The 24,656-nt window shown below is 63.8% G+C and carries 22 protein-coding genes; 9 read left to right on the top strand and 13 right to left on the bottom strand.

Annotation, left to right across the window (positions count from 1 at the left end; all coding sequences use genetic code 11):
* Positions 1-41: 41 nt before the first annotated feature.
* The gene (locus F0A17_RS07770; RefSeq protein WP_228716836.1) at positions 42-1,688 is read right to left on the bottom strand and encodes a BCCT family transporter; all 1,647 of its coding nucleotides are present in this window, start codon (positions 1,686-1,688) and stop codon (positions 42-44) included.
* A 274-nt stretch (positions 1,689-1,962) separates the two neighbouring features.
* Here F0A17_RS07770 and F0A17_RS07775 point away from each other — a divergent pair, with 274 nt between their 5' ends.
* Positions 1,963-2,214 (top strand): hypothetical protein, encoded by a 252-nt coding sequence (locus tag F0A17_RS07775; RefSeq protein ID WP_149327781.1) that lies wholly within the window; start codon positions 1,963-1,965, stop codon positions 2,212-2,214.
* Between the two features lie 55 nt (positions 2,215-2,269).
* On the opposite strand, the gene F0A17_RS07780 is transcribed toward F0A17_RS07775, so the two are convergent.
* Complete coding sequence (locus F0A17_RS07780) at positions 2,270-3,304, bottom strand: choline sulfate utilization transcriptional regulator (RefSeq protein ID WP_228716837.1); 1,035 nt, start codon at positions 3,302-3,304, stop codon at positions 2,270-2,272.
* A gap of 18 nt (positions 3,305-3,322) precedes the next feature.
* Here F0A17_RS07780 and betC point away from each other — a divergent pair, with 18 nt between their 5' ends.
* From betC to F0A17_RS07800, 4 genes are all read left to right on the top strand, one after another.
* Complete coding sequence (gene betC / locus F0A17_RS07785; protein ID WP_149327782.1) at positions 3,323-4,849, top strand: choline-sulfatase; 1,527 nt, start codon at positions 3,323-3,325, stop codon at positions 4,847-4,849.
* A 2-nt stretch (positions 4,850-4,851) separates the two neighbouring features.
* A complete protein-coding gene (locus F0A17_RS07790) occupies positions 4,852-6,507 on the top strand; it encodes a SulP family inorganic anion transporter (protein WP_149327783.1) in 1,656 nt (551 codons plus the stop codon).
* A 10-nt stretch (positions 6,508-6,517) separates the two neighbouring features.
* On the top strand, positions 6,518-8,578 hold the full coding sequence (betT, locus tag F0A17_RS07795; protein WP_149327784.1) for a choline BCCT transporter BetT: 2,061 nt from the start codon (positions 6,518-6,520) through the stop codon (positions 8,576-8,578).
* 170 nt (positions 8,579-8,748) lie between these two features.
* Positions 8,749-9,015, top strand: coding sequence for a DksA/TraR family C4-type zinc finger protein (locus F0A17_RS07800; protein WP_149327785.1), 267 nt, complete (start codon positions 8,749-8,751; stop codon positions 9,013-9,015).
* 30 nt (positions 9,016-9,045) lie between these two features.
* Here the strand turns inward: F0A17_RS07800 and F0A17_RS07805 are convergent, their stop codons facing one another.
* Positions 9,046-9,450, bottom strand: coding sequence for a hypothetical protein (locus tag F0A17_RS07805; RefSeq protein ID WP_149327786.1), 405 nt, complete (start codon positions 9,448-9,450; stop codon positions 9,046-9,048).
* A gap of 218 nt (positions 9,451-9,668) precedes the next feature.
* On the opposite strand from F0A17_RS07805, the gene F0A17_RS07810 reads away from it, so the two are divergent.
* Positions 9,669-10,568, top strand: coding sequence for a DMT family transporter (locus tag F0A17_RS07810; protein ID WP_149327787.1), 900 nt, complete (start codon positions 9,669-9,671; stop codon positions 10,566-10,568).
* Positions 10,565-11,134 (top strand): gamma-glutamylcyclotransferase, encoded by a 570-nt coding sequence (locus F0A17_RS07815; protein WP_149327788.1) that lies wholly within the window; start codon positions 10,565-10,567, stop codon positions 11,132-11,134. Before F0A17_RS07810 ends, F0A17_RS07815 begins: the two co-directional genes overlap by 4 nt.
* A 22-nt stretch (positions 11,135-11,156) precedes the next feature.
* On the opposite strand, the gene F0A17_RS07820 is transcribed toward F0A17_RS07815, so the two are convergent.
* The 5 genes from F0A17_RS07820 to F0A17_RS07840 form a co-directional block, all read right to left on the bottom strand.
* On the bottom strand, positions 11,157-11,924 hold the full coding sequence (locus F0A17_RS07820; protein WP_149327789.1) for a MauE/DoxX family redox-associated membrane protein: 768 nt from the start codon (positions 11,922-11,924) through the stop codon (positions 11,157-11,159).
* A 52-nt stretch (positions 11,925-11,976) separates the two neighbouring features.
* Positions 11,977-12,822 carry a carbohydrate ABC transporter permease gene (locus tag F0A17_RS07825; RefSeq protein ID WP_228716838.1) on the bottom strand — a complete coding sequence of 282 codons (846 nt, stop codon included), beginning with the start codon at positions 12,820-12,822 and terminating at the stop codon, positions 11,977-11,979.
* Positions 12,823-12,835: 13 nt separating this feature from the next.
* Positions 12,836-13,723: a carbohydrate ABC transporter permease gene (locus F0A17_RS07830; RefSeq protein ID WP_149327790.1), complete on the bottom strand. Its 888-nt coding sequence runs from the start codon at positions 13,721-13,723 to the stop codon at positions 12,836-12,838.
* A 282-nt stretch (positions 13,724-14,005) separates the two neighbouring features.
* The gene (locus F0A17_RS07835) at positions 14,006-15,286 is read right to left on the bottom strand and encodes an ABC transporter substrate-binding protein (RefSeq protein ID WP_149328209.1); all 1,281 of its coding nucleotides are present in this window, start codon (positions 15,284-15,286) and stop codon (positions 14,006-14,008) included.
* 71 nt (positions 15,287-15,357) lie between these two features.
* Positions 15,358-16,626: an ABC transporter ATP-binding protein gene (locus F0A17_RS07840; RefSeq protein WP_149327791.1), complete on the bottom strand. Its 1,269-nt coding sequence runs from the start codon at positions 16,624-16,626 to the stop codon at positions 15,358-15,360.
* Positions 16,627-16,832: 206 nt separating this feature from the next.
* On the opposite strand from F0A17_RS07840, the gene F0A17_RS07845 reads away from it, so the two are divergent.
* Positions 16,833-18,401 (top strand): bifunctional GNAT family N-acetyltransferase/carbon-nitrogen hydrolase family protein, encoded by a 1,569-nt coding sequence (locus tag F0A17_RS07845; RefSeq protein WP_149327792.1) that lies wholly within the window; start codon positions 16,833-16,835, stop codon positions 18,399-18,401.
* Positions 18,402-18,405: 4 nt separating this feature from the next.
* Entirely contained in the window at positions 18,406-19,224 is an 819-nt protein-coding gene (locus tag F0A17_RS07850; protein WP_149327793.1) for a M90 family metallopeptidase, read from the top strand.
* Positions 19,225-19,233: 9 nt separating this feature from the next.
* On the opposite strand, the gene F0A17_RS07855 is transcribed toward F0A17_RS07850, so the two are convergent.
* From F0A17_RS07855 to F0A17_RS07875, 5 genes are all read right to left on the bottom strand, one after another.
* Complete coding sequence (locus F0A17_RS07855; RefSeq protein ID WP_149327794.1) at positions 19,234-20,115, bottom strand: NAD(P)-dependent oxidoreductase; 882 nt, start codon at positions 20,113-20,115, stop codon at positions 19,234-19,236.
* Between the two features lie 44 nt (positions 20,116-20,159).
* The gene (locus tag F0A17_RS07860) at positions 20,160-21,620 is read right to left on the bottom strand and encodes an aldehyde dehydrogenase family protein (RefSeq protein ID WP_149327795.1); all 1,461 of its coding nucleotides are present in this window, start codon (positions 21,618-21,620) and stop codon (positions 20,160-20,162) included.
* 95 nt (positions 21,621-21,715) lie between these two features.
* Positions 21,716-22,990 carry a TRAP transporter large permease gene (locus tag F0A17_RS07865; RefSeq protein WP_149327796.1) on the bottom strand — a complete coding sequence of 425 codons (1,275 nt, stop codon included), beginning with the start codon at positions 22,988-22,990 and terminating at the stop codon, positions 21,716-21,718.
* Positions 22,987-23,574, bottom strand: a complete 588-nt coding sequence (locus tag F0A17_RS07870) for a TRAP transporter small permease (protein WP_149327797.1) — start codon at positions 23,572-23,574, stop codon at positions 22,987-22,989. Before F0A17_RS07870 ends, F0A17_RS07865 begins: the two co-directional genes overlap by 4 nt.
* Positions 23,575-23,645: 71 nt before the next feature.
* Positions 23,646-24,653 (bottom strand): TRAP transporter substrate-binding protein, encoded by a 1,008-nt coding sequence (locus F0A17_RS07875; protein WP_149327798.1) that lies wholly within the window; start codon positions 24,651-24,653, stop codon positions 23,646-23,648.
* Positions 24,654-24,656 lie beyond the last annotated feature (3 nt).

Here is a 24,656-nt window from a genome sequence, read left to right on the forward strand (position 1 = left end):
GCCGTGGCCGGCCTTTTTCGTGCGACTTCACTGCGCTCGGTTCACGTCCTGCGGCGACGGTGACGCAGCTCGCCATTCAGCGCCTTGACGATCGAGTAGCACATCAACAGCATCACGATGGAAAACGGAATCGCCGTCGCCGTCACCCCGGCCTGCAGCGCCGCCAACCCGCCGCCGAGCAGCAGCACGACGGCGACAAGCCCCTCCACCGTGGCCCAGAACATTCGCTGTGGCCTGGGCGCATCGATCTTGCCACCGGCCGTGATGGTGTCGATCACCAGGGAGCCGGAATCCGACGAGGTAACGAAGAAGACCAGCGCCAGGACGATGCCGACGGTCGACATCAGCCCCGTGAGCGGCAGCTCATTCAGCATGCCGAACAGCGAGAGCTCGGGGCTGTAGTCATCGATCACATACTCCTTGACCAGACTATTGTCGGGGTCGGCGTAGAGCTGCTCGAGCGCGATACCGCCGAAAACGCCCATCCAGATGAAGATGAACAGGCTCGGGATCAACAATACGCAGAGGACGAATTCCCGAACCGTGCGCCCTCGTGACACCCGGGCGATGAACATGCCGACGAACGGCGCCCAACTGACCCACCAGGCCCAGTAGAACACCGACCAGGCTTGACGATAGGCATCGTCGTCACGACCGAAGGGGGCCGACAGCGGGATGAACTCCGTCACGTAGCTCGACAGCCCGGACCAGAACCCCTTCAGGCCCACCAGGGTCGGGCCCGCAAACAATACGAAGAAGAAGAAACCTACGGCCACGACCATGTTGATCTCGGAAAGCTTCTTCACGCCCCCCTCGAGCCCGCGCCAGACCGATACCAATGCCACCGCCGTGACCAGCAGAATGACAATGACCTGGAAGACGGTGCTGATGTCGATGCCGAAGACGAAATTCATCCCAGCATTGGCCTGTTGTGCTCCGAGCCCAAGCGCCGTGGCCAGTCCGAACAGGGTAGAGAACACTGCCAGGATATCGATCACGTGCCCCCACCAACCCCAGACACGCTCGCCCAGGATAGGGAAGAAAGCCGAACGAATCGAAAACGGCAGGCCCTTGTTATAGGTAAAGAGGGCCAACGCCAACGCCATGACCACATAGACGGCCCATCCATGAATGCCCCAATGGAGAAAGGTACCGGCCAGGCCCAGGGCCGTCGCCGCGGGAATGGCTTCGGGATTCAACTGCCCATCGGCCCCGAACGGCGAAGCCACGCCCAGCGGTAGGGAAACGTTGGCGTGATAGACCGGCTCCAGCACACTGAAGAACAGCAGCCCGATACCGATGCCGGCAGTGAATAGCATGGCAAACCAAGACAGATAGCCATGCTCCGGTCGAGCATCGGGCCCCCCCAACCTGATCGAGCCATAGGGCAGGACGACGAGTGCGATACAAAAGAGGATGAAGAAATCCACCAAGAGCATGAAATAGCCATCCAGCGTCCCGGTAGCGAAGCTGACGACGGCCTGGAAGACGCTTTCCGCCCTCTCCGGAAAAAGGAGAGTGAGGACGATGAAAACCACCGAAGCGATTGCCGATACGACGAAGACCCGATTGTGGATATCGAAACCGATGGGCCCCAGCCGCCCTTCGATATTGTCCTGACCAACGACGTAATCCGTCTGCATGTCGCTGATCGCATGATGGGGCTCCGGGCCACCCGGGTTATTCATAGACTGCACCTTTCCTAATATAAAGAGCAACTTAGCTTTTTCAGCCTACAAGAGCCCAAGCACGTATTCCATGGTGTTCCGTCCGCTTACGCTGCGCGTGCTGCGTTTCGGTCTGCAACGCCAGGGCCATCTATACTGACAGCGCCAGACCGTTGCTCTGCGCGTCCTGCCCGTTCACGGCGTGCAGACAATGGCAAGGCACCTGATTCGCGCAATCATCAGGGCCGGCCCGGGAGAGCGCAGACGGGGCTGTGGCCCATGGAGGAAACCCGATATGATCAAGAAACTCTTGGCCACACTGGTGCTGATGGCCTTCATTGCGCCCGCCTGGGCGCATATGTGTCCCTCACTGATGTCCGATATCGACGAGGCACTGGAGGACGAGGAGAAAGTATCCCAACTCAGCGAAGACGAACTCTCACGCGTACGCGACCTGCGCGAGGAGGGAGAGCAATATCACAACGACGGCGATCACGACCAGTCGGTAGAGGCCTTGAACGAGGCCAAGGAGATTCTCGGCGTCTAGCGCTTATGCCGGGCGCACGTTCACTGCGCCCGGCATGACCCTCTGGTCATCGTTTTCAGGCATCCCGTTCCTGGAATGAACATTCCAGGACCCACTCCTGCAGTGCCCGCTTGGCCTCGCCGGGAGAGTCCGGTCGTGCATCGACCAACCCATAGCCCCGCGGCGAGCGGAGTCGCAGGTCTTGCAGGCCGACCAACATCCCCTTCTCCAGCATGTCATCGACCAGGCCTTGCCACCCCATTCCGATGCCCTGCCCGGCAATCGCCGCCTGGATCAGCAGGGTGTAATTGTTGAACGTCAGCTCCGACGATTCGAGGTGGGTCATACCACCCAACTGCTCGAAGTAGCTCGGCCAGTCCAACCAACGCAGCCCCTGCTCGGCAGTGAGCGTTAAAAGCGGCGCCTTGCTGAGTGCCTCGAGATCCGGGATCGGCCCGTGCTGCTGCAGAAAACCCGGGCTGCACACAGGGAAGACATCTTCGCAGAACAGCAGCGGAACGCCGCTGGCAAGCATTCGCTCATCGCAGAAAACGATCGCCACGTCGACCTCCTGGGCCCGCCAGTCGAGTACGCCCTGGTTGGTAACGATGCGCACGTCGATATGCGGATGGCGTTCCCGAAAGCGCGGCAGCCGCGGCATCAACCAATAAGCCGCGAACGAGAAGTCGGTCAGGATGTTCACGTGCGGATGGCGGAGTTTGTGCTGAAGTCGATCGATCGTGCGGTCGATGGTTGCAAAGCCCTCCTGCACGCTGACGAACAGGGCATGCCCCGCCTCGGTCAATTTCACCCCGCGATAGATGCGCTCGAATAACGGCAGGCCAAGTTGTTCTTCCAGGGCACGAATCTGTTGGCTGACGGCCGACTGGGTCGAGCGCAGCTCGCGTGCCGCAGCGGTGAAGCTAAGATGCCGTGCCGCCGTTTCGAAGACTCGCAGGCCATTGGGCGACGCCGTTTTAGCTATCCACGACATTAGATTAGCTAATGCCTCCCATAAAAATTTAGCGTGTTTACAGGCCTTGAGATTAGCAGAGAGACTGTTGCCACAGCCAGCAAAGACTGGCGCCGAGTGCTCACCATAGCCCTCCATGACCGACAAGAGACTCCCATGACGCACAAGCAACCCAACCTCTTATTTCTCATGGCCGACCAGATGACCGCGTCGGCTCTGCCCTTCTACGGCCACCCGCTGGTCAAGACACCGAACCTGTCGCGCCTGGCCGCCGAGGGCGTCGTCTTCGATTCCGCCTACTGCAACAGCCCACTGTGCGCACCGTCGCGCTTCACGCTGATGGCCGGCCAGCTGCCGTCGCGCATCGGTGGCTACGACAATGCCGCCGACTTTCCTGCCGACACCCCCACCTTTGCCCACTACCTGCGCGACGCCGGCTACACCACCGCGCTATCCGGCAAGATGCACTTCTGCGGCCCGGACCAGCTTCACGGTTTCGAGGAGCGCCTGACCACCGACATCTACCCGGCGGACTTCGGCTGGTTCGTCGACTGGGAGAATTTCGATGAGCGGCCGAGCTATTACCACAACATGTCCTCGGTGACTCAGGCCGGCCCCTGCGTGCGCTCCAACCAGCTCGACTTCGACGATGAGGTCACCTTCCGCGCCAAGCGTTTCCTCTACGACTATGTTCGTAATGGCGAGCAGCGTCCTTTCTGCCTGACCGTGTCGTTGACCCATCCGCACGACCCCTACACCATTCCGCAGGAGTACTGGGACCGTTACGACCACGACGACATCGACATGCCTCGCGTGCCCTACTCGCGCGAGCTGATGGACCCGCATTCGAAACGCCTGCGCCATGTCTATCAGCTCGACGAGGACACCCTCAGCGACGCGCAGATCCGCAACGCGCGTCACGCCTATTACGGGGCGATCAGCTATGTCGACGACCAGATCGGCGCCGTGTTGAAGACGCTGAAAGAGACCGGGCTCGACGATAACACCATCATTGTCTTTTCCGGCGACCACGGTGACATGCTCGGCGAGCGCGGCCTCTGGTACAAGATGAGCTGGTTCGAGGACTCGGCCCGGGTACCGATGATCGTTCACGCGCCTGACCGCTTCGCCCCGCGCCGCGTGCGCGAGTCGGTATCGACCATGGACCTGCTGCCGACCTTTACCGAACTCGCCCACGACGGTATCGCGCCGGAATACGCCGTCCCCGTCGACGGTCGCAGCCTGCTGCCGCACCTGACCGGCAGCGGCGGGCACGACGAAGTGATCGGCGAATACCTTGGCGAAGGTGCCATCGCACCGCTGCTGATGATCCGCCGCGGGCGCTACAAGTTCGTTCACAGCACGCCAGACCCCGACCAGCTGTTCGACCTCGAGGCCGATCCGCTGGAACTCCATAACCTGGCGCAGGATCCCGCGCACCTGGATCTATGCAAGGAGTTCCGCAACGAGGTCGCCCGCCGCTGGGACTATGCGCGGCTGCACGATGAAGTGATCGCCAGTCAGCGGCGCCGCAAGCTGGTCTCGCGAGCGCTCATGAAAGGCAAAGTCACGCCCTGGGATCATCAGCCGATGTTCGATGCCAGCACCCAGTACATGCGCAACACCATTGACCTGGACGATCTCGAGCGGCGCGCGCGCTTTCCGGCGGCCTCCGTCGAATAGTCATGAGGGAAACCGCAACCGATGATCGCCGGCAACCGGCCAGGCTCAAACGCTGGTTGCCGTTTCTCGGCTGGCTCCCGCAGCAGACGGCGCGCTCGCTGCGTGCCGATGCCATCGCCGGATTGACCGGTGCCGTACTGGTCGTGCCTCAGGGGGTGGCCTATGCCCTGCTGGCCGGGCTACCTCCGGAGTATGGCTTGTACACCGCCATCGTCCCGGTCATTTTGGCGGCCCTGTTCGGTTCCTCGCGGTGGATGGTCAGCGGGCCGACGGCGGCCCTGTCGATCGCGCTGTTTGCCACGTTGCGACCCTTCGCCGAGACTGGGAGCGACGAGTTCATTACCCTGGTGCTGACCCTGACCTTCCTGACCGGCGCCTTCCAGCTGTTGTTGGGCCTGGCGCGGCTGGGCGTGCTGGTCGATCTCGTCTCGCATTCGGTGGTGACAGGGTTCACTGCCGGTGCGGCACTGATCATCGCCACCAGCCAACTCCCCTATGCGCTGGGGCTGGTCCCGATGGCGAGCAGCGGCTTTCTCGACGTCTGGCCCCAACTGTTCGCCCGGATTGGCGACATCCGCCCCGATGTCGTCCTGATCGCCGGCTTCACGCTCACCCTCTCCCTGGCGATCCAGCGCTGGCTGCCACGCTGGCCGGGCATGCTGCTGTCGCTCGTGGCGGCGTCGCTGCTGGCGGCCTGGCTCGACCCGGCACATACCGAGATCCTGCGCATCGCCGAGGTGCCGGCAGGTCTGCCACCGCTCACGGCGCCGGAGCTCACGCTCGACACCCTGCGCATGCTGACGCCCGGGGCCATCGCCCTGGGCTTGCTGGGCCTGGTCGAGGCCGCCGCCATCGCCCGAGCCTTCGCCGCTCGCTCGGGCGAACGACTGGACAGCAATCAGGAATTCATTGGCCAGGGGCTATCCAATATGGGCGGTGCCTTCTTCTCCGCCTACGTCTCGTCGGGCTCGTTCACCCGCTCGGGACTCAACGCCAGCGCCGGGGCCCGCTCACCGCTGGCGGCAGTACTGGCGGCGCTGTTCCTGATACCGATGGTGCTGGTCGCCGCTCCCCTGCTGCACCATGTGCCGATGTCGGCCATGGCCGGTCTGCTGCTGCTGGTTGCCGCCAAGCTGATCGATTGGCATAGCATTCGCGAGACACTCGCCATCAGCCGTTCGGAAACGGCGATCCTGCTGATCACCTTTTTCAGCACCCTGCTGCTGGCCCTGGAGTTCGCCATCTACTTCGGCGTGCTGGCCTCGCTGGCCGTCTACCTGCGTCGAACCACCCGTCCGCCGGTGGTCGTCTGTGCGCTATCCCAAGCCCCCTCGGAGATTCAGCAGGCCTTGAAGGCGCCATGCTGCACCGTCGTTCGGATCGACGGATCGCTGTTCTTCGGCGCCTGCGAGTCGGTCGCCCGGCAACTCGACTCTCACGACCGACCGAATCTGGTCGTACTGGCGGCGGGCATCAACTTCGTCGACCTGAGCGGCATCCACCTGCTCCAGCGCCAGGCACGTCGTTGTCAGGCGCGGGGCGGAAGGTTGTACCTGGTCTGGACCAAGCCCGACGTCATGGCCCGCTTGCAACGAGCCGGCCTCGTCGATCACGACAACGACCGGGCTCACAACAAGCCAATGGCAATAACAATATGAGAGGCATCCCATGACACACCTACACTCTGACGCCGAGTCGAGCAATCGACTCAACGCCGCCGTCTTCCATGGCTCGGTAGCCGGCATCCTGCTTTTCCTGATCTATGCCATCGCCTTCACCGATCACGCGACGGCATTCTTCAATGCCGGACTGGACTGGATCGGTACCACCTTCGGCTGGTACTACATGCTGGCGGTCATCGCCTATCTGGTCTTCGTGGCCATGGTCGGCTTCTCGCGATTCGGCAAGATCCGCCTGGGTCCCGATCACTCGCGACCGGAATTCTCGTTGCTGTCGTGGTCGGCCATGCTTTTCGCCGCCGGGCTCGGTGGCGCCATCTTGTTCTTTGTCGTCTCCGAGCCGCTGACTCACTACCTGAATCCGCCTCTCGGCGAAGGCGCCACCGCCGAAGCCCAGCGCGGAGCCATTGTGCAGACTTTCATGCATTGGGGCGTTTCGGGATGGGGGCTGTACGTATTGATGGGCATGGCCCTGGCCTATTTCAGCTATCGCCATCGGCTGCCCCTGGCGATTCGCTCGACGCTCTATCCGCTGCTGGGTAAACGTATCTATGGCCCCATTGGCGATGCCGTAGACATCACCGCCGTGCTGGCTACCGTGTTCGGTATCGCCACCGCGCTGGGCATCGGCGTGATGCAGATGAACTACGGCCTGACCTACCTGTTCGGCATACCCGAGGGGCTCCCCGCCCAGGTCATGCTGATCCTGCTGGTGGTCACCCTGGCCACCCTGTCGGTGGTGAGCGGCGTCAAGCGCGGCATCCGCCGGCTATCGGAACTCAACCTGCTGCTGATCGCCGGCCTCGTGCTGTTCGTGCTGCTCCAGGGCGACACCCTCGGGTTGCTCAACATGCTGGTCATGAACACCGGCGACTACCTGGTGGCGCTGACCGGCAAGAGCTTCGACACCTATGCCTACGCGCCCGAGGCGCAGGGCTGGTTCAACGGCTGGACAGTGTTCTTCTGGGGCTGGTGGATCGCCTGGGCACCCTTCGTCGGCCTGTTCCTGGCCCGCATCTCCCGTGGCCGTACCATCCGCGAATTCGTCGCCGGCGCCCTGTTCATCCCGCTGATCTTCGTGATGGTGATGATGTCGGTCTTCGGCAATAGCGGTATCGACATGGTCGACCAAGGATTGGTGGTACTCGGCGAACAAGCCGTGAACCAGCCACCGGCCACCATCTATACCTTCCTCGAGCAGCTGCCCCTGGTCGGTGTCACCGCTACCGTCGTGCTGGTGCTGAGCATCGTCTTCTTCGTCACTTCGGCCGATTCGGGCGCCTTGGTACTGTCCAACTTCACCTACGTGCTGCGCGATGTGAACCACGACGCCCCCGCCCGGCTACGGATTTTCTGGTCGGCCATCATCGGCCTGATCACCCTGGCGCTTCTGATGGCCGGTGGTTTGCGTACCCTGCAGAGTGCCGTGGTGATTACCGCTCTACCGTTCTCAGCCATCATCTTCCTGACCATGATCGGCATGTACCGCTCGCTGAAGGTCGAGACCGGCAAGGCCGATGCCCGCCATCAAGTGGTGGCCAGTGCCTCCGCCATCAGTGACTGGCGTGAGCGCCTCGATCGAACCCTCGATGCCACCACGCAGAACGGCGCGGAAGCCACGCTGCGCCATGCCATTCGCCCGGCGCTGACCGAACTGGCCGAGGAGCTGACCCGTCGAGGCCAACAGGCCACCGTTACCGAGCAGCAAGTGCACGGCACCCAACTGCTCTGCCCCACCTTGCAGGTCGACTTCGACGGCGCTCCCAGCTTCATCTACGGGATACGTCCACAGCGCTTGCAGCCGCCGAGCTTCCTGCCCGCCGATGACGACTACTACCTGCGCCTCGACGTTCATCTCGCCGAGGGCGGTCTAGGTCAGGACCTCAACGGCTACACGCGCATCCAGGTCATGCATGACGTGCTCAATGAGTACCAACGCCACCTGCGCTTCCTGGCCCACGCCAGCGAGCAAGGGTACCTGGAAACCATTCCCAACCAGCCCACGGGAGGGGATAACGTCCCACAAGCCGAAGCCGAACCCGCGCCCTAACCGATCCGTTCGCGGTAACGCCTGAACCAACAGAGCCCCACCAAGGTGGGGCTCGTCTTATTGCAAAGGTCCCGCCGGTTGACCAGGCCCCGCCTGTTGGCAAGGTCCTACCAGATACTCCAAACTGAAAGGTCAGAGAGTCGGCACGCGAAGCGCCGAAGGAGGCAAACATGGCGGGTGGCTGGTCGCGAGACGGAGCGGTACAAGAGCAGATCGACAGCACCATAGAGGATGCGTTGCAGCGAGCGCGCAGCGAGCTGCCCCGGGGCATGAGCCTGACGCACTGCGAGGAGTGTGAAGAGCCGGTTCCCCAGGCTCGCCGCGAGGCCATGCCCGGCGTACGCCTGTGCATCGCCTGCCAGAACGAGCGCGACAAGCGGCGTACGGTCTACAGCGGCTACAACCGACGCGGCAGCAAGGACAGTCAACTGCGCTGACGGCCTGCCGGAATGCACTGCCGCCTTAGGCTACTCGCTCAAAGGACAGCGCATGAGTGCCACCTCGGCATCGTCGCGGTCGAGCCAGGTCAGCGTCATCGCCTCGTGATCTTCGAGCCGCATACGAATCCGCTCGCTGCTTTCCATCCCTTCGCCCGAACATTCGAGCTGTGCCGTCCACGTGTCCTCGGACTCCTGCGACGCCTCCATCTTGCAGGTGTTCTCGTATCCCTCGAAGCGTGAAGGAGAAAGCGTGATCGCACGCTCTTCGCCGCCCTGCGCGCACCAGGCGGGCTCGGCAGCCCAGCGTCCCACATACGCAACGGCATCCTGGAGCGCCGTCTCGTCGTCCGGCGTCGTGGCCTGCTCGTCCTCACAGCCGGTCAGCACAAGAGCGGCACATAGCGTCATCCATGCGTAATGCCTTGCCTCCATGATGTCACCTCGGCGCTTTCATCGTATCTGCCCGTCAAGATTGTCCGTTCTCTATCATCATAGGCACGAATCGTTTATCGATAAGGCGCGCGGCCGCTACCGCGCCTCGCAACCCCCCCTTAGCTTCCTTATCATTTGCAGTGCCGTGACGGCTCGATATCATGGTGTCTTTGCAAGCCCCGACCTCAGCGGGGCTTCTTCATGCTCCTGAGGTCGCCATGCCGCTGCTCTATTTCCTGCCGCCCCTCGGGGCCGTGCTGATCTGGTCGGGCAACATGACCATCAACCAGCTCACCGTGGGGGCCATTGCCCCCAGCAGCATTGCCTTCCTGCGCTGGTTACTTGCGTTGGCCGTGCTTACCCCTTTCGTGCTGCCCGCCGCCTGGCGCCACCGCGAGGCGCTGCGCCGCGAGTGGCCCAAGCTGGCCGTACTGGGTCTCCTTGGCATGGGGCTGTGGCAGGGACTTGCCTACGTGGCCGCCGAGACGACCACGGCGACCAATATGGGCATTCTTGCCGCCATGGTACCGTTGCTCACGGTGCTGCTCAGCGCCATGATCCTGCGCGAGGCGCCCAGCCTCGGCGGCACGTTCGGTGGCCTGCTCGCGCTGTTCGGTGTGCTGGTGCTGCTGGGGCGAGGTGATCCGCTTGCGTTGCTGGAACTGCAGGTGGCACTCGGCGATCTGCTGATGGTAGTGGCCGCCACCTGCTACGCGCTCTATGGCGTGATGCTCAAGCGCTGGCCCCTGGGCCTGCCGCCCTGGGTGGTGCTCTACGCTCAGGTAGTGTTCGCCGTCCTGTTCTTGCTGCCCCCCTACCTCATGGGGCCGATGACGCCGGTCGACGGCCAGAACATATGGCTGATCCTCTACGCCGGTATTCCCGCCTCGATCGTGACGACGTTTCTATGGATGCGTGCTATCCGCCAGATCGGCGCCAGTCAAGCCAGCATTTTCATCAATCTTATGCCGCTGTTCAGCGCCTTGATCGCCATGCTCTTCCTCGGCGAGCGCATCGCGCTGTTCCATCTCATCGGCGGCCTGCTGGTGCTCGCCGGCGTGATCATGGCGCAGACCCTGACCCAACCCCTGGTACGCAAGACGCCGAGTCCGTCATGATCCTCGACACTACGCACCTCAATCGCGAGCGCACCTTCTTCGAGCCCGACGAGACGATCTGGCTGTTTGGCTATGGTTCTCTGATCTGGAAAGCCGAGTTCGACTACCACGAACGACGGCCCGCCCACATCGAAGGCTGGACACGGCGCTTCTGGCAGGGATCGCACGATCATCGCGGCACACCGAAGGCCCCGGGCCGCGTGGTCACGCTGGTCGAGTCGCCCGGTACCGTCTGCCAAGGCATGGCCTACCGCATCGACGCCGAGACCCTGGCACAACTGGATATTCGCGAGAAGAACGGCTATCTGCGAGAGCTCGCGGTCTTGCATTTCCCCGACGGCAGCCACGCCGAAGGACTGATCTACCTGGCCACCGCGGACAACGCCGCCTTTCTCGGCGACGCCCCACTCGATGCCATGGCTCGCCAGATCGCCGCCGCCCACGGCCCGAGCGGCCCCAACCGCGACTACTTGCTCAACCTGGCCATTGCCCTGGAGGATCTCGGAGCCGATGATCCCCATGTCTTTGCCCTGGCCGCACTTGTCAGGCACTGCTGTGCTGAGTGAAGCGAATTCACGGAGTACTAATCTAGAGGAGATAGGCGCGCAACGGCATCCAGATACCCATGCCGATCATGATCAGGTTCTCGGTTAGCGAGACAAAACCCAGCGGCACCTTGCTGTCACCGCCGACGCAGGCGCACTTGAGCTCGCGCTTGTCGACATAAACCGCCTTGAATACCGAGACGGCGCCCACCGTCCCGATGAATAGCGCCACGGGCGCGGCCAACCAGATCAAGGCACCCGCCAGCATCAGGATGCCCGCCATGGTCTCGGCATAAGGATACACGTAGCCATAGCGTACCTGGCGCTGGGCCAGCAGATCGTAGTTGAGGAACATCGTACTGAAGCTCTCCACATCCTTGAGCTTCTGCAGCCCCAGCAGGGCCATCGCAATGGCCACGAAATACTCCGGCATCCTGGAACTCAGCAGTGAGCCGGTCGCGGTCCAACTGACGGCGAACCCCATCAGCAGCGCCGTGGCGAACAACGCGATCACCGGCTGGTAGGTGGCCTCGTCCCCGCCCGGCGAATCCAGTCCGAGATATTCGCGCAGCTCGTCGTAACCGCCGATACGACGGCCATCGATGAAGGTCTGGGGCGTGGTGTCCACTCCGTGCGTTTCCTTGAACGTCTCCGTCTCCTCCCGCGTGGTCAGGTAATGATCCTCCACTTCGAACCCCTTGCGTTCCAGCAGGTCCTTGCTCTTCAGACCAAAGGGACACAGGTGTTCCTCCATGACCATGCGGTAGAGCTGGGCAGTCTTGCCCTCTCCTCTCGACTGTCCATGAGCCATGAGATCTCTCCTTGGTCACGCATTCTCCCCAAGGGTAGACAATCGATCTCTATCAGCGAATCCCCGCCCTCAGGAACGACTGCACAAACTGGCGCTGGAACAGCAGGAAGGCGACCAGCAACGGGGCGATGCTGAGCAGCGTGGCGGCGCTGACGGTGGCCCAGTTGACGCCGGTTTCCGGCGCCGAGAAGATGCCCAGCCCCACGGTGAGCGGGCGGCTCTCCACTGAGTTGGTCACCACCAGCGGCCACAGGAAGTTATTCCAATGGTGGCTGATCGAAACCAGGCCGTAGGCCAGGTAGGTGGGCTTGGCCAAGGGCACGTAGACCTTGAGCAGGATCGCCATCCAACCGCAGCCCTCCACCCTGGCGGCTTCCTCCAGCTCCCGCGGGATGGTCTTGAAAGTCTGGCGCAGCAGGAAGATGCCGAAGGCGCTGGCGACGTACGGCAGCCCGATGCCGGTAATGGTATCGACCAGCCCCAGGCCGCTAGCGATACGGTAATTCTCGACGATCAGCACCTCGGGAAAGACGAACAGCTGGATCAACACCAGCATGAACAGGAAATCCTTGCCGGGAACGGGGAAACGGGCGAAAGCGAAGCCCGCCAGGGTGCAGACCACGAACTGTGCCAGCACCACCCCAGTGACCAGCAGGAAGGTATTGAGGTAATAGCGGGCAAACGGTGCCTGGGCCCAGGCGTTGGCGAAGTTGTCCAGCGTCAGCGGGGCAAACAGGTCGAAGCGCACCATGTAGGCCGGCGGGTGGAAGGCGGCCCATATCGCGTAGAGCAACGGAAAGATCCAGACGATGGCCAGCAACCAGGCAGCGGTGGTCTCGAGCCCGGGAAGACGCAGAGCCAAGCGGCGCGACGGCATCGCAGCGTCGTTCACGTTCATGGATCGCTCCCCGTCATTGGTAGTGCGTCCTGCGATCGAGCACGGTGAACTTGAGCGTGGCCACCACTGCCAGCACCAGCAGGATCACCACGGTGATGGTAGCGGCATAGGTACGGTCGAAGAACGAGAAAGCGTTCTCGTAGACGTAGTAGAGCAGCAGGTTGGTGGCGTTGTTGGGCCCGCCCTTGGTCAGGATGAACAGGTGGTCGACCACCCGCACTGCATTGATCAGCGCATTGATCAGCACAAACAGCGTGGTCGGCATCAAGAGCGGAAAGGTGACCCGCCAGAAGAAGCTCCAGCGGCTGGTGCCCTCGAGGTCCGAGGCCTCCTTGAGCTCCGGTGGAATGCTCTGCAGCGCCGCCAAGTAGAAGATCATGAAGAAGCCGGCCTCTTTCCACACGGTCATCACGATCACCGAGGTCAGCGCCACCCCCGGGTCGCCCAGCCAATTGACGCCGGAAAGCCCCAGCGCGCCGAGCAGCTTGTTGAACAGGCCGATCTGCGGCGCGTAGAAGAACATCCAGATATTGGCCGCCGCGATCATCGGCAGGATGGTTGGCGTGAAGTAAGCCATGCGCACGAAGCCGCGTCCCGGCAGGCGGGCGTTGACGAACAGCGCCATCCCCAGCGCCAGGGCGATGGAGGTGGGAATGGTACCCAGCGCATAGATCAGGTTGTTGCGCGCCACCCGCCAGAAGGTACGGTCCTCGATCAGGATCGCGTAGTTCTCCAGCCCGACGAATGCCGGCGGCGCGCCGCGAAAGCCGGGCAGGAAGAAGCTGTTGATCAGCGTCGCCACGGTGGGCAGATAGGCGAAGGTGCCGAGCAGCACCGCCGCCGGCAGCAGCAACAGCGCGCCATAGATCTGCATGCGTCTGTCAGCGTTCTGGATCACCATGCCTTGTCCAATCGCGGGGCTGATCCGGGGGCCAAGGGCCCGGAGTGCCGTACCATTGATGAGGCGCGGTGACTCCTTCCCTGGGCGCGACATTTACCCTGCGGCGCTCTCGCATCCTGCTCCGCTTGCAGGGCCGGTGCAGGCCATCCATGGCCAGCCCGTTCGGAGCAGTGCTCCTCACCCATGGCAAATGACCTCCTCGCCGCCCTTGCCCCCCGGCGCACCGTTCGCCTAGTCCTGTTGAGCCGGTGGAAGGGAACGCAGCCATTTGTCAGCGTTTCCTCAACGGGAACGCGCATAACGACGCAGCGCTGCGTCAGCTTCCGCCTGGGCCTGCTTGAGCGCCTCCTCGGGCGACATCTGCCCGGTCAGCGCCGCCTGCACGGCGTTGTCCAGCGCCCGGCGTACGCGTCCGCCCTGATAGGTGGCCAGCTCCGCGGTGGCGTGCTCGAGCTGGTCGCGGGCCACCGCGGCCGGCGGGAACTCCTCGACGTAGTTGCGCAGCGCCTCGGTCTCGTAGGCCGCCGGGCTCACCCCCATGTAGCCGGTCTCGATCGACCAGGCCGCGGCACGCTCAGGATCGGTCATCCACCGGATGAAGGTCATCGCGGCGTGCTGCTCCTCCTCGCTGCTGCCCTTGAACAGGTAGAAGTTGCCGCCACCGGTGGGGCTGCCGCGCTGTTCCTTCATCGGCAGCATGGCCACGCCGAAGTCGAAGGAGGCCTCGTTGCGTACCGCGGTGAGATTGCCGGTGCTGTGCCACATCATGGCGGTGGACTGCTCGAGGAAGTTCTGGCGCAGGGTGCCCCACTCGATGGTGCCGTCGGGCATCGCCTCGTGCTCCTGAGCCAGCGCCACCCAATACTCCAGCGCCTCGATGGCGGCGGGGTCGTCGAAATAGACCTCGGTGCCTTCCTCGTTCATCAGGCGATGGCCGTTCTGGAAGGCGAAGGCCTGAAACATCCAGTAGGGATAGCCGGTAGAGGGCACCATCACGCCCCACTGCTCGCCGCCGCTGGCCTCGCGGATCGCAGCGCCCATCTCGGCCATCTCTTCCCAGGTCTCCGGCGGCGTCTCCGGGTCGAGCCCTGCGGCCTCGAAAGCGTCCTTGTTCCAGTAAAGCACGATAGTCGAGCGCTGGAAGGGAATGCCGTAGGTCTGGCCGTCGATCTGGCCGTTCTCCATCAGCCCGGGATAGAAGCTATCGAGCCATTCGCGCTCTTCATCGGTCTCGACCACTTCGTCGAAGGCGAGGATGGCATCCTGTTCGAGCAGGTCGAACAGATCGATGGAGAACAGCACGGAGAGCTGCGGCGCCTCATCCGCCTCGATAGCCGACATGGCCCGCACGCGGGTGTCATCGTAGTTGCCAGCGTAGATCGCGTTGACCGAAATGTCCGGGTGCTCGTTCTCGAATTCCGCCACCAGACCGTCGATCACGTCGGTCAGAGCGCCGCCCACCGCCACCGGGTAGTACATGGTCAGTTCGGTCTGTGCCTGGGCGTTCAGCGAGCCGGCGGCAAGCAGCGCGGCGGCTGCGGTCAACCGCCCTGCCTTGAGCATGCCCTTCCTGAGCCGCCCTTTTTCGGGCCAGTCCCTATTGAGCCGGCCTGTCTCGAAAGCGTATCGCGCGTTCATCGGTTCACTCCTGGAGAGTCGTTACCCACATGGCTGGACGAGGCCGAAGCCCCACCGTCTTGCATTTCGGCGGCCCGCCCCACAGCAGGCGCAAAGCGATGCCGACCGGGGGGCGCACCGAGGTCGTGCCCGACGATCGCCAAGCGTCGGCCCGCCTCGTCGGCGGCGAAGAAGTGCGCGGCATCCCGCGACCACTGCAGGCGGCATGCTTGTCCCGGCTCCCGTTGGGGGCGTCCACCGAGCCGTGCCCGCAGCTCCTGGCGGCCGACCCTGAGCCGCACGATGCTATCGGCACCGAGATATTCAGCATCAAGCATCTCGGCCGGCACGCCCGGCGCATCGGCCGGCAACAGGCGGATATCCTCGGGACGCACGCCGAGCCAGTGCCCCTTGGCTTCGTGGGGCGCCACGCTGCAATGCGGTTCGCCATCGATCACCGCACCGTCGGCGGCGGCGGAGAGCGGCACCAGATTCATCGCCGGGCTGCCGATGAAGCTGGCCGCGAAGGCGCTCGCCGGGCACTCGTAGAGTTCGCTCGGCGTGCCGTCCTGAACGATGCGTCCGGCCTGCATCAGTATCACGCGGTCGCCCATGCTCATGGCTTCGACCTGATCATGAGTGACGTAGATCACGGTCATGCCGAGGCGTTGCTGCAGCGCCTTGATTTCGCGTCGCATCTCGCCGCGCAAGCGGGCATCCAGGTTGGAGAGCGGCTCGTCCATCAGGCAGATGGGATGCTCGGAGACGATCGCCCGGGCCAGGGCGACCCGCTGACGCTGGCCCCCGGAGAGCTGGGCCGGCTTGCGCTCGAGATAGGCGGTGAGATCGACCAGTTCCGCCACTCGGGCCAATCGCTCGCGGCGCTCCGCCTTCGGCACCTTGCGACTGCGCAGTCCGAAGACGATGTTGTCGGCCACGCTCAGGTGGGGGAACAGCGCGTAAGACTGGAACACCATGCTGATGCCGCGGTCGCCCGGCGGCAGATACGTGACGTCGCGCTCGCCGATATGGATACGCCCGGCGCTAGCCGGCTCGAGGCCGGCGATCATACGCAACGTGGTCGACTTGCCGCAGCCCGAGGGGCCGAGGAGGATGACGAACTCGCCCGGTGTCACGTCGAAACCGATGCCGTCCACCGCCGTTGTGTCGCCCCAACGCTTGCTGACGCCTTCCAGTCGGATGCGCTGACTCCCTCGCAAGCCGGAGTCGACGTTCGGCGCCCCGGGTGGAGCGCTATTGTCTGGATGATTGTTGTCAGGATTCATGCTGCGTCCGCGTTGCCCGTGAAGGCGTGGCATGGCTGTCATCGACTCTCCCGAAGTTCAGCGTAGCCGCTTATGCGTCGTTTTGCGGCAATGGTGAAGCGTTTCGGTGACAAAGCGGTGACACCTGGCAACCGTTCGGCTACGGTCTGGCCGGCGCCCGCTGCATGGTAGAATGCTCCCTCCACCCTGAGCAGGAACCCAGCGCAATGTCCCTTGACGACCTGCACCTCAACCTGCGCAACCTGACGCAGGACGACTACTCCCAGCTCAAGGCGCTGATGGATGCCGTCTATAACGACATCGGCGGCGCCTGGCCCCAGCACACCATCGACCGGCTGATCCAGGAATTCCCCGATGGCCAGATCGCCATCGAGGACGACGGTAAGCTGGTCGGCGTGGCACTGACCGTGCGGGTCGATTACGACGAATTCTCCAATCCGCACAGGTATGACGATCTTGTCGGCAATCGCGACATCATCCTCAACGACCCCGAAGGCGACGCCATGTACGGGCTGGATGTCCTGATTCATCCCGACTATCGCGGCTACCGCCTGGGCCGACGCCTCTACGAGGCGCGTAAGGAACTGTGCCGCTCGATGAATCTGCGGGCGATCCTCGCCGGTGGACGCATCCCCAGTTATCACGAGTACCCGGACCTCACCCCCGCCGAATACATCGAGCGGGTCGCACGCAAGGAGATCCACGACCCGATTCTCTCTTTCCAGCTCGCCAATGATTTCCAGGTCAAGCGCCTGCTGCGCAAGTACCTGCCCGAGGACGAGAAATCCCAAGGCTTCGCCACCCTGTTGGAGTGGAACAACATTCTCTTCGAGCCCGCCGAGCGCGTGCTCGAGAACCGTCCCACCCAGGTGCGCGTCGGCGCCGTGCAGTGGCAGATGCGCGAGTGCGCCTCGATGGAATCGGTGCTGCAGCAGGTGGAGTATTTCGTCGACGCCATCTCCAGCTACCAGAGCGACTTCGCCGTCTTCCCCGAGCTGTTCAACGCCCCCTTGATGGGTCTTCAGGATCGTGCCACCCAGCAGGATCAGCTCGCCGCCATCCGCTACCTGGCCGGCTTCACCGAGCAGTTCAAGACGGAGATGTCGCGTATGGCGGTTTCCTACAACATCAATATCATCGCCGGTTCGATGATCGAGGTGGGCGAGGAGGATCGGCTCTACAACGTCAGCTACCTGTGCCACCGCGACGGTCATGTCGAAAAACAGTCGAAGCTGCACATTACCCCTCAGGAGCGTCGTGAGTGGGTGATCGAGGGCGGCGACGAATTGCGCGTATTCGACACCGACGCCGGACGCATCGGCATCCTGATCTGCTACGACGTGGAGTTCCCCGAGCTTGGCCGGCTGTTGGCGGATCAGGACATGGACATTCTCTTCGTGCCATTCTGGACCGATACCAAGAATGGCTATCTGCGGGTTCGCCACTGCGCCCAGGCGCGGGCGATCGAGAACGAATGCTACGTGGTGCTGTGCGGCAGCGTGGGCAACGTGCCGTCGATTCGCAATCTGGACATTCAGTACGCCCAGTCGGCGGTGTTCTCGCCCTCGGACTTCGCCTTCCCCCACGACGCGGTGCTCGCCGAGACCACGCCCAACACCGAAATGGTGATCTTCTCGGATCTCGATCTGACCCGGCTTACCGTGGTGCGCGCCGAGGGCTCGGTGACCAATCTCAAGGATCGACGCAAGGACTTGTTCGATCTGCGTTGGCGCGACTGGTCATGGAAGTCCGGCGCCAAGCAGGACGAGACCTGAAGTCATGTTTCGTCGCCTGCGCCGCTGGCGAACCGAGCGCTTCGAGGCTCGCCATCCGCTTCCCGCCGAGGCCTGGGCCGAGGCCCGGGCGCGCCTGCCGCTCCTGCAGTGGCTCGAGGACGACGAGGCGGAACGATTGGCGCGCCGCGCCTGGCGCTTCCTGCATACCAAGCGCCTTAGCCTGCATCCCGATCTGGCCGCGAGAACGACCTTCGACGAAGCCGCCCAACTGGCGCTCGCGGCCCAGGCCTGCCTGCTGACGTTGGGCTGGTCGGACGACGACCACGACGAGGCGTTCAGTGGCTTTCACGAAATTCTGATCCTGCCGGATGCCTTCCACCGCCAGGTTGAGGAGATGGACGAGTTCGGCGTCATGCATGCCTACGAAGACGAGCGAGCGGGAGAGACCTCACACCAGGGTCCTGTGGTCGTGGCCTTTCCCGACCTGATGGAGAGCGGCGATTTCAGCGGCTTCAACGTGGTGATTCATGAGCTTGCCCACAAGCTCGACATGGGCAACTCGCTCGACGTCGACGGCTTCCCGCCACTGTCCCGCGAGATGGACCCCAAGGAGTGGCACCGCATCTTCACCGCCGTGTGGGAAGATCTGCAGGCGCGCCTCGAACGCGGCGAGGAGCCCCCCATCGACGACTACGCCGCCACCCACCCCGGCGAGTGCTTCGCCGTCTGTTGCGAGACCTTCTTCACCGCCCCCGACGTGCTCACCGCCGCCTACCCGGAGCTTTATGCGCTGCTCGAACGCTACTTCCGTCAGGATCCGCTACAACGCCTGCCCAACGCGGGCGAATCCGACGGAATGTAGCGCTGCGGCTCAGTTTCCTTCGAGCAGACGTACCAACTCGGGCACCGGCCGCTCGGCGTGGCCGGCGTCGCTCGCCATGCGATACAGCGCCAGTACCGCCTCCGCCACGCCGTGCTCGGCGTCGAGGTCATCCGTCATGGTGCGGTAGTAACCGATATCCTTGAGCGCATTGGCCACGCTGAAGCGAAACCCCGACGGGTCGCCGCTCTCGATGAAGGGACGCAGGCGTTCGAGTATCACCCCGCCGCCACCACCATGACCCAGCACGTCGAGCAAGGCGGCATCGTCGATGCCGGCCCGGCGCGAGACCGCCGCAGCTTCGGCCAGCACGGCGGTAAAGCCCAGCGAGACGAAGTTATGCAGTAGTTTCAAGGTATGTCCGGCGCCGACCGGCCCGGCGTGGGCGATGTTCTCGGCGAAGCACGCCAGCAGCGGCCTGACTTCATCGAACAGCGCTTCCGGCGCGCCGACGATCAAGTTCAGTCGCCCCGCCTCGGCCTCCTTGGGCGTGCGCGTCATGGCGGCATCCATGAAACGACCGCCTGCCGCTTCCACGCGAGCGGCAACCCGCTCGGTGGAGCTCGGCAGCGCCGTGGAGCAGTCGATTACCAGGCCACCTGGCCTGAGCCCCTCGAGTACACCGCCGGGCTCGAACAATACCGCCTCCACCTGGGGCGAGCCGGTGACGCAGAGGATCACTATCTCGGCGGCCTCGGCCACCTCGCGAGCACTCTCCCTGGCCATGGCTCCCACGGCCAACAGATCTTCCACCGGCTGGTTCCCGGGGTGTTCCAGAAAGCACAGCGAGTGCCCGCCACGCAGCAGGTTGGCGGCGATGCCATGGCCCATCAGGCCGACCCCGACCAGACCGACCTTGTGTGTTCCTTTCATGCCCTTCTCCTCGTTACCGACGGCTATTACCGGCCGCTTTTGTATTACCCGTGCTTCAGTGCCACGGTCTTCACGCGGGTATAACTGCGCAGCCCCTCGAAGCCTTTCTCGCGGCCATGGCCCGAGCGCCCCACCCCGCCGAACGGCAGCTCGATGCCGCCGCCAGCGCCGTAGTTGTTGATGAACACCTGACCGCTGCGAATGCCCTTGGCCAGGCGCAGCTGGCGCCCGCCATCCCGGGTCCAGACGCCGGCGCACAGGCCGAAGTCAGTGGCGTTGGCCAGGCGAAGGGCCTCGGCCTCGTCGCGAAAGACCTGCACTGCCAGCACCGGGCCGAACAACTCCTCGCGCAGTACCTCGTGACCGGTCGGAATATCGGTGAGGAGTTGAGGCACCACGAAATGACCGCCGGGCGGCGCGGCTTCGGCAAGTCGCCCCTTGGCCGCCACCCGAATGCCATCGGCCACGGCAGCCGCGAGACGCGCATCGAGTTTTGCCTTCTGACGTGCGTTGATCAGCGGGCCGCAGTCGGCGTCCGCCTCGCCCGCGTCGCAGAGCAGCGTCGAGAAGCGCTCGATCAAGGCCCCCAGCATCGCCTCGGCGCAACTCGCCTCCACCAGCAGACGACTGCCGGCCGAACAGGTCTGCCCCGCGTTCTGCACGATGCCGCGCACCACGTCCGCCAGCGCAGCATCCAGATCGGCGTCGGCGAAGACGATCTGAGGCGACTTGCCGCCGAGCTCCAAGGTGACCGGCACGTGATGCCCCGCCGCGGCCCGGGCCACCCGAGTGCCGGTTTCGGGCGAGCCGGTGAACGAAAGATGATCGATGCCGGGCTGCGCCGCCAGCGCCGCTCCCGCTTCGCTGCCGAGCCCCGGCAGTACGTTCAGCGCTCCTGGCGGCAGGTCATGCTCCTGGGCCAGCTGAGCCAGGCGCAGCACACTCAGGCAGGCATCCTCGGCAGGCTTGAGTACCACCGTGTTGCCGGCGGCGAGCGCAGCGGCCACGCAGCGGCCGAAGATCTGGGCGGGGTAGTTCCAAGGAATGATCTGGGCGCATACGCCGAAGGGCTCTCGCAGGGTCAACACGGCAAAGCCGTCGTCGAAGGGAATCGTCTCGCCGTGCAGCTTGTCGGCGCCACCGCCGTAGAAACGGAAATAGCGGGCACAGGCTGCGATGTCACCGCGGGCCTGGGTCATCGGCTTGCCGGTGTCGGCGCATTCCAGTGCCGCCAGGTTGTCGCGGTCGGCGTCGATCGCTTCGGCGAAGGAGAGCAACCATTCGCCCCGCCGCCGGGCGGTCCAGCGCGACCAGTCTCCCAGGCTGCCGCTGAAGGCATGGCGGGCGGCGTCCACCGCCACCGTCACTTCTTCGTCCTGACAGCGAGCGACCTGCGCAATAGTGGCGCCACTGGAAGGCGTCTCCACCTCGATCAGCGCCTGGGTCGGCACCCATTCGCCGCCAATCAGGGCGTCGCAGGGGGGTGTCACGGGCAGCGTCGTCATATAACCTCCTTGTGCTTGTCATTGTCGTTACCGGGATCGTTCGCGGGCTGCGACGCCCGGCGTCGATCCGGCATCGCCGAGCGATAACGCCCGGCCTAATAGACCAGCCGCACCAGTCCCATCGATATCCACGGCAGGTAAGTGATGGCCAACAGGCAGGTCAGCACCACGAGCACGAAACGCAGCAGCCAGGGCAGCATCTGGTCGATGGAGATGCGCGCCACCGCGCACGCGGCAAACAGGTTGACTCCCAGGGGTGGCGTGATCATGCCCAGCGCCAGATTGACCACCATGATCAGACCGAAATGCACCGGATGGACGCCGAACTGCAGGGCGATCGGTGTCAGGATCGGCGCCAGCACCAGAATCGCCGCCGAGGTCTCGATGAACATGCCGACCAGCAGCAGCAGGGCATTGACCGCCAGCAGGAAGGAGATCGGATCATCGAATACCTGGGTGACCCAACCGGCGATCTGGCCCGGCAGCCCGGTACGGCTGATCAGGAAGCTGAACAGCGAAGCGGCGGCGATGATCAACATGACCGAAGCCGTGGAGATCACGCTCTGGCGCAGGATCGGCCACAGGTCGGTCACCTTCAGTTCGCGATAGTGGAGCCCGCCTACCGCCAGCGCATAGAACACGGCCACGGCAGAAGCTTCGGTCGGGGTGAACACGCCGCCGTAGATACCGCCGATCACCACGACCGGCATCAACAGCGCGGCCCAGGCGCGCCGAAACGAGACCATGAAGCCGGTGCTGTCCTTGTGATCCTCGCGCCCGAAGCCGCGCAACTTGCAGAACAGGTAGAGAAAGAGGATCAATGCGGTGCCGATCAGGAGCCCCGGCCCGATCCCTGCCAGGAACAGCTGTCCGATGGACGTGTCGGTGCTGACCCCGAACAGGATCAACGGAATCGAGGGCGGGATCAGCACGCCGAGCTCGGCCGAGGTGGCCTGAATCGAGGCCGCCAGCGGCTTGGGATAGCCATGGCGTACCATCGCCGGGATCAGGATGGCGCCGATGGCAAAAGTGGTGGCCACGCTCGAACCGGAAACCGCAGCGAACATCATGCAGGTCAGTACGCATGTCATCGCCAGCCCGCCCTGGACCCCGCCGACGATCGACTTGGCGAGATCCACCAAGCGCTGCGAAATGCCTCCAGCCGCCATCAGGTTGCCGGCAAGAATGAAGAATGGGATCGCCATCAGCGGGAACTTGTCGATGCCGATGAACATCTGCTGCGGTACCAGCAGCAGCGGCAGCCGCGAGAAGAACTCGATGCCGATGATCGAGGCCAGCATGATCGAGACGGCGATCGGTACGCCGAAGGCGAACAGGATGATCAGCGACAGGCCGATGACAAGATTCATGGTGAAGACTCTTCCGGTCCGGCCGGCCTGCTGGACGCGCTACGTATCGGTTGACGCTGCAGTGCCTCGGTCTCGGTGCCGATCTCGCTGGCGTCCGGCCCCATCGGTTCGCGCCCGGCGGCCTGCGCCAGCAGGCGAGCGACGACAGCGACGAGGGCGAAACCGGCGCCGACGGGAATGGCCGCGTAGGCGTAGGACATGGAGATGTTCATGCCCGACATGGTCTGGTTGACGACCCGCAGCGTCATCAGCATGCCGAAGTGGATCAGTACCCCCAGCACCGCCAGACAGCACGCCACGACGGCCATCTCAAGCAGCAGAATCGAACGCTGCGGCACGAGTTTGTAGATCACCTCCACCGCCATCATGTAGCCGCCGCGGAAGGTGGCCGCCGCGGCCATGAACACGCACCAGATCATTGCCGTGCGCGCGGCCACCTCCGACCAGGTGGAGGGCGCATTGAACACGAAGCGCGTCAGTACCTGATAAAAGCTGAGCGTCACCGACACCACCAGCATGACCACGGCGACCGCCAGGGCCAGGCGCGTCAACTGCCGCTCTAAGCGAAGAAACAGATTCACCATGGGCGCACGATTCCTGCCGGTGCGCCCCCGGCATCACGCCGAGGGCATACATGAGATTTCGGGTGAGGAGCTCAACAGCTACTGGCCTTTTCCTGCACCCTTTCCAGCATCTCGCTGCCGTACTGCTCGGTGAAGATCTGATAAGCCGGCTCGACGGCCTCTTGGAACGGGCCGATGTCGATATGGGTCTGAACCGTCATGCCATGCTCCTCCAGCAGGGCCACCCCCTCTTCTTCCAGGCGTGACACCTCGGCCCGCGTGGCTTCGGCCGAGGCGCGGGCGGCTTCGCGGAACCATTCGCGCGCCTCATCGCTCAGCCCATCGAGCAGGATCGGTGAGCCCAGCACCACGGCTGGCGAGTAGACGTGACCGGTCAGCGAGAGATGTTCCTGCACCTCCCAGAAATTCGTGGCGACGATCACTGTGATGGGATTCTCCTGGCCATCCACAGTGCCTTGCTGAAGCGCGGTAAACAGTTCGGGGAACGCCATTGGCGTGGGCCGTGCGCCTAGCTGGCGAAACGCCTCCTGGTGCACCTCGTTCTCCATGGTACGTACCCGCAGCCCTTCGGCATCGGCCGGACGGGTTACCGCTCGCTCATCGTTGGTCAGGTGGCGAAAGCCGTTCTCCGACCAGGCCAGGCCGACCAGATCGTGATCGGACATCTTTCCCAGCAGTTCTTCGCCAAGTTCGCTGTCCAGCACACAGCGAGCCTGATCGTAGGTGGCGAACAGGAACGGCAGGTCGAGCACGTAGGTTTCGGGCACGAAGTTGCCGAGCGGCCCGGTGGAAGTAATGACGATGTCCACGGTGCCGATCTGCAACCCTTCGATCATCTCCCGCTCGCCGCCCAGCGCCCCGGACGGATGCTCATTGACCACGAAGGCGCCGTCACTTAGCTCCTCGAGGGTTTCCTTGAAGGCCTGGGCGCCCACGGCGTAGTGGGAGGTGGACGACAACGTATGGCCGAGACTGACTTCCTGGGCCGCCTGGACGTTGGCCGCCATGATGGCCAGCGCCAGGGTGGAAAAGCCCCCGATGGCGGCGGAGAGAGAAGAGCGTACGGCGTGGGTCTTCATTGT

This window comes from Billgrantia pellis, assembly GCF_008297955.1.
Lineage (GTDB): Bacteria > Pseudomonadota > Gammaproteobacteria > Pseudomonadales > Halomonadaceae > Halomonas > Halomonas pellis.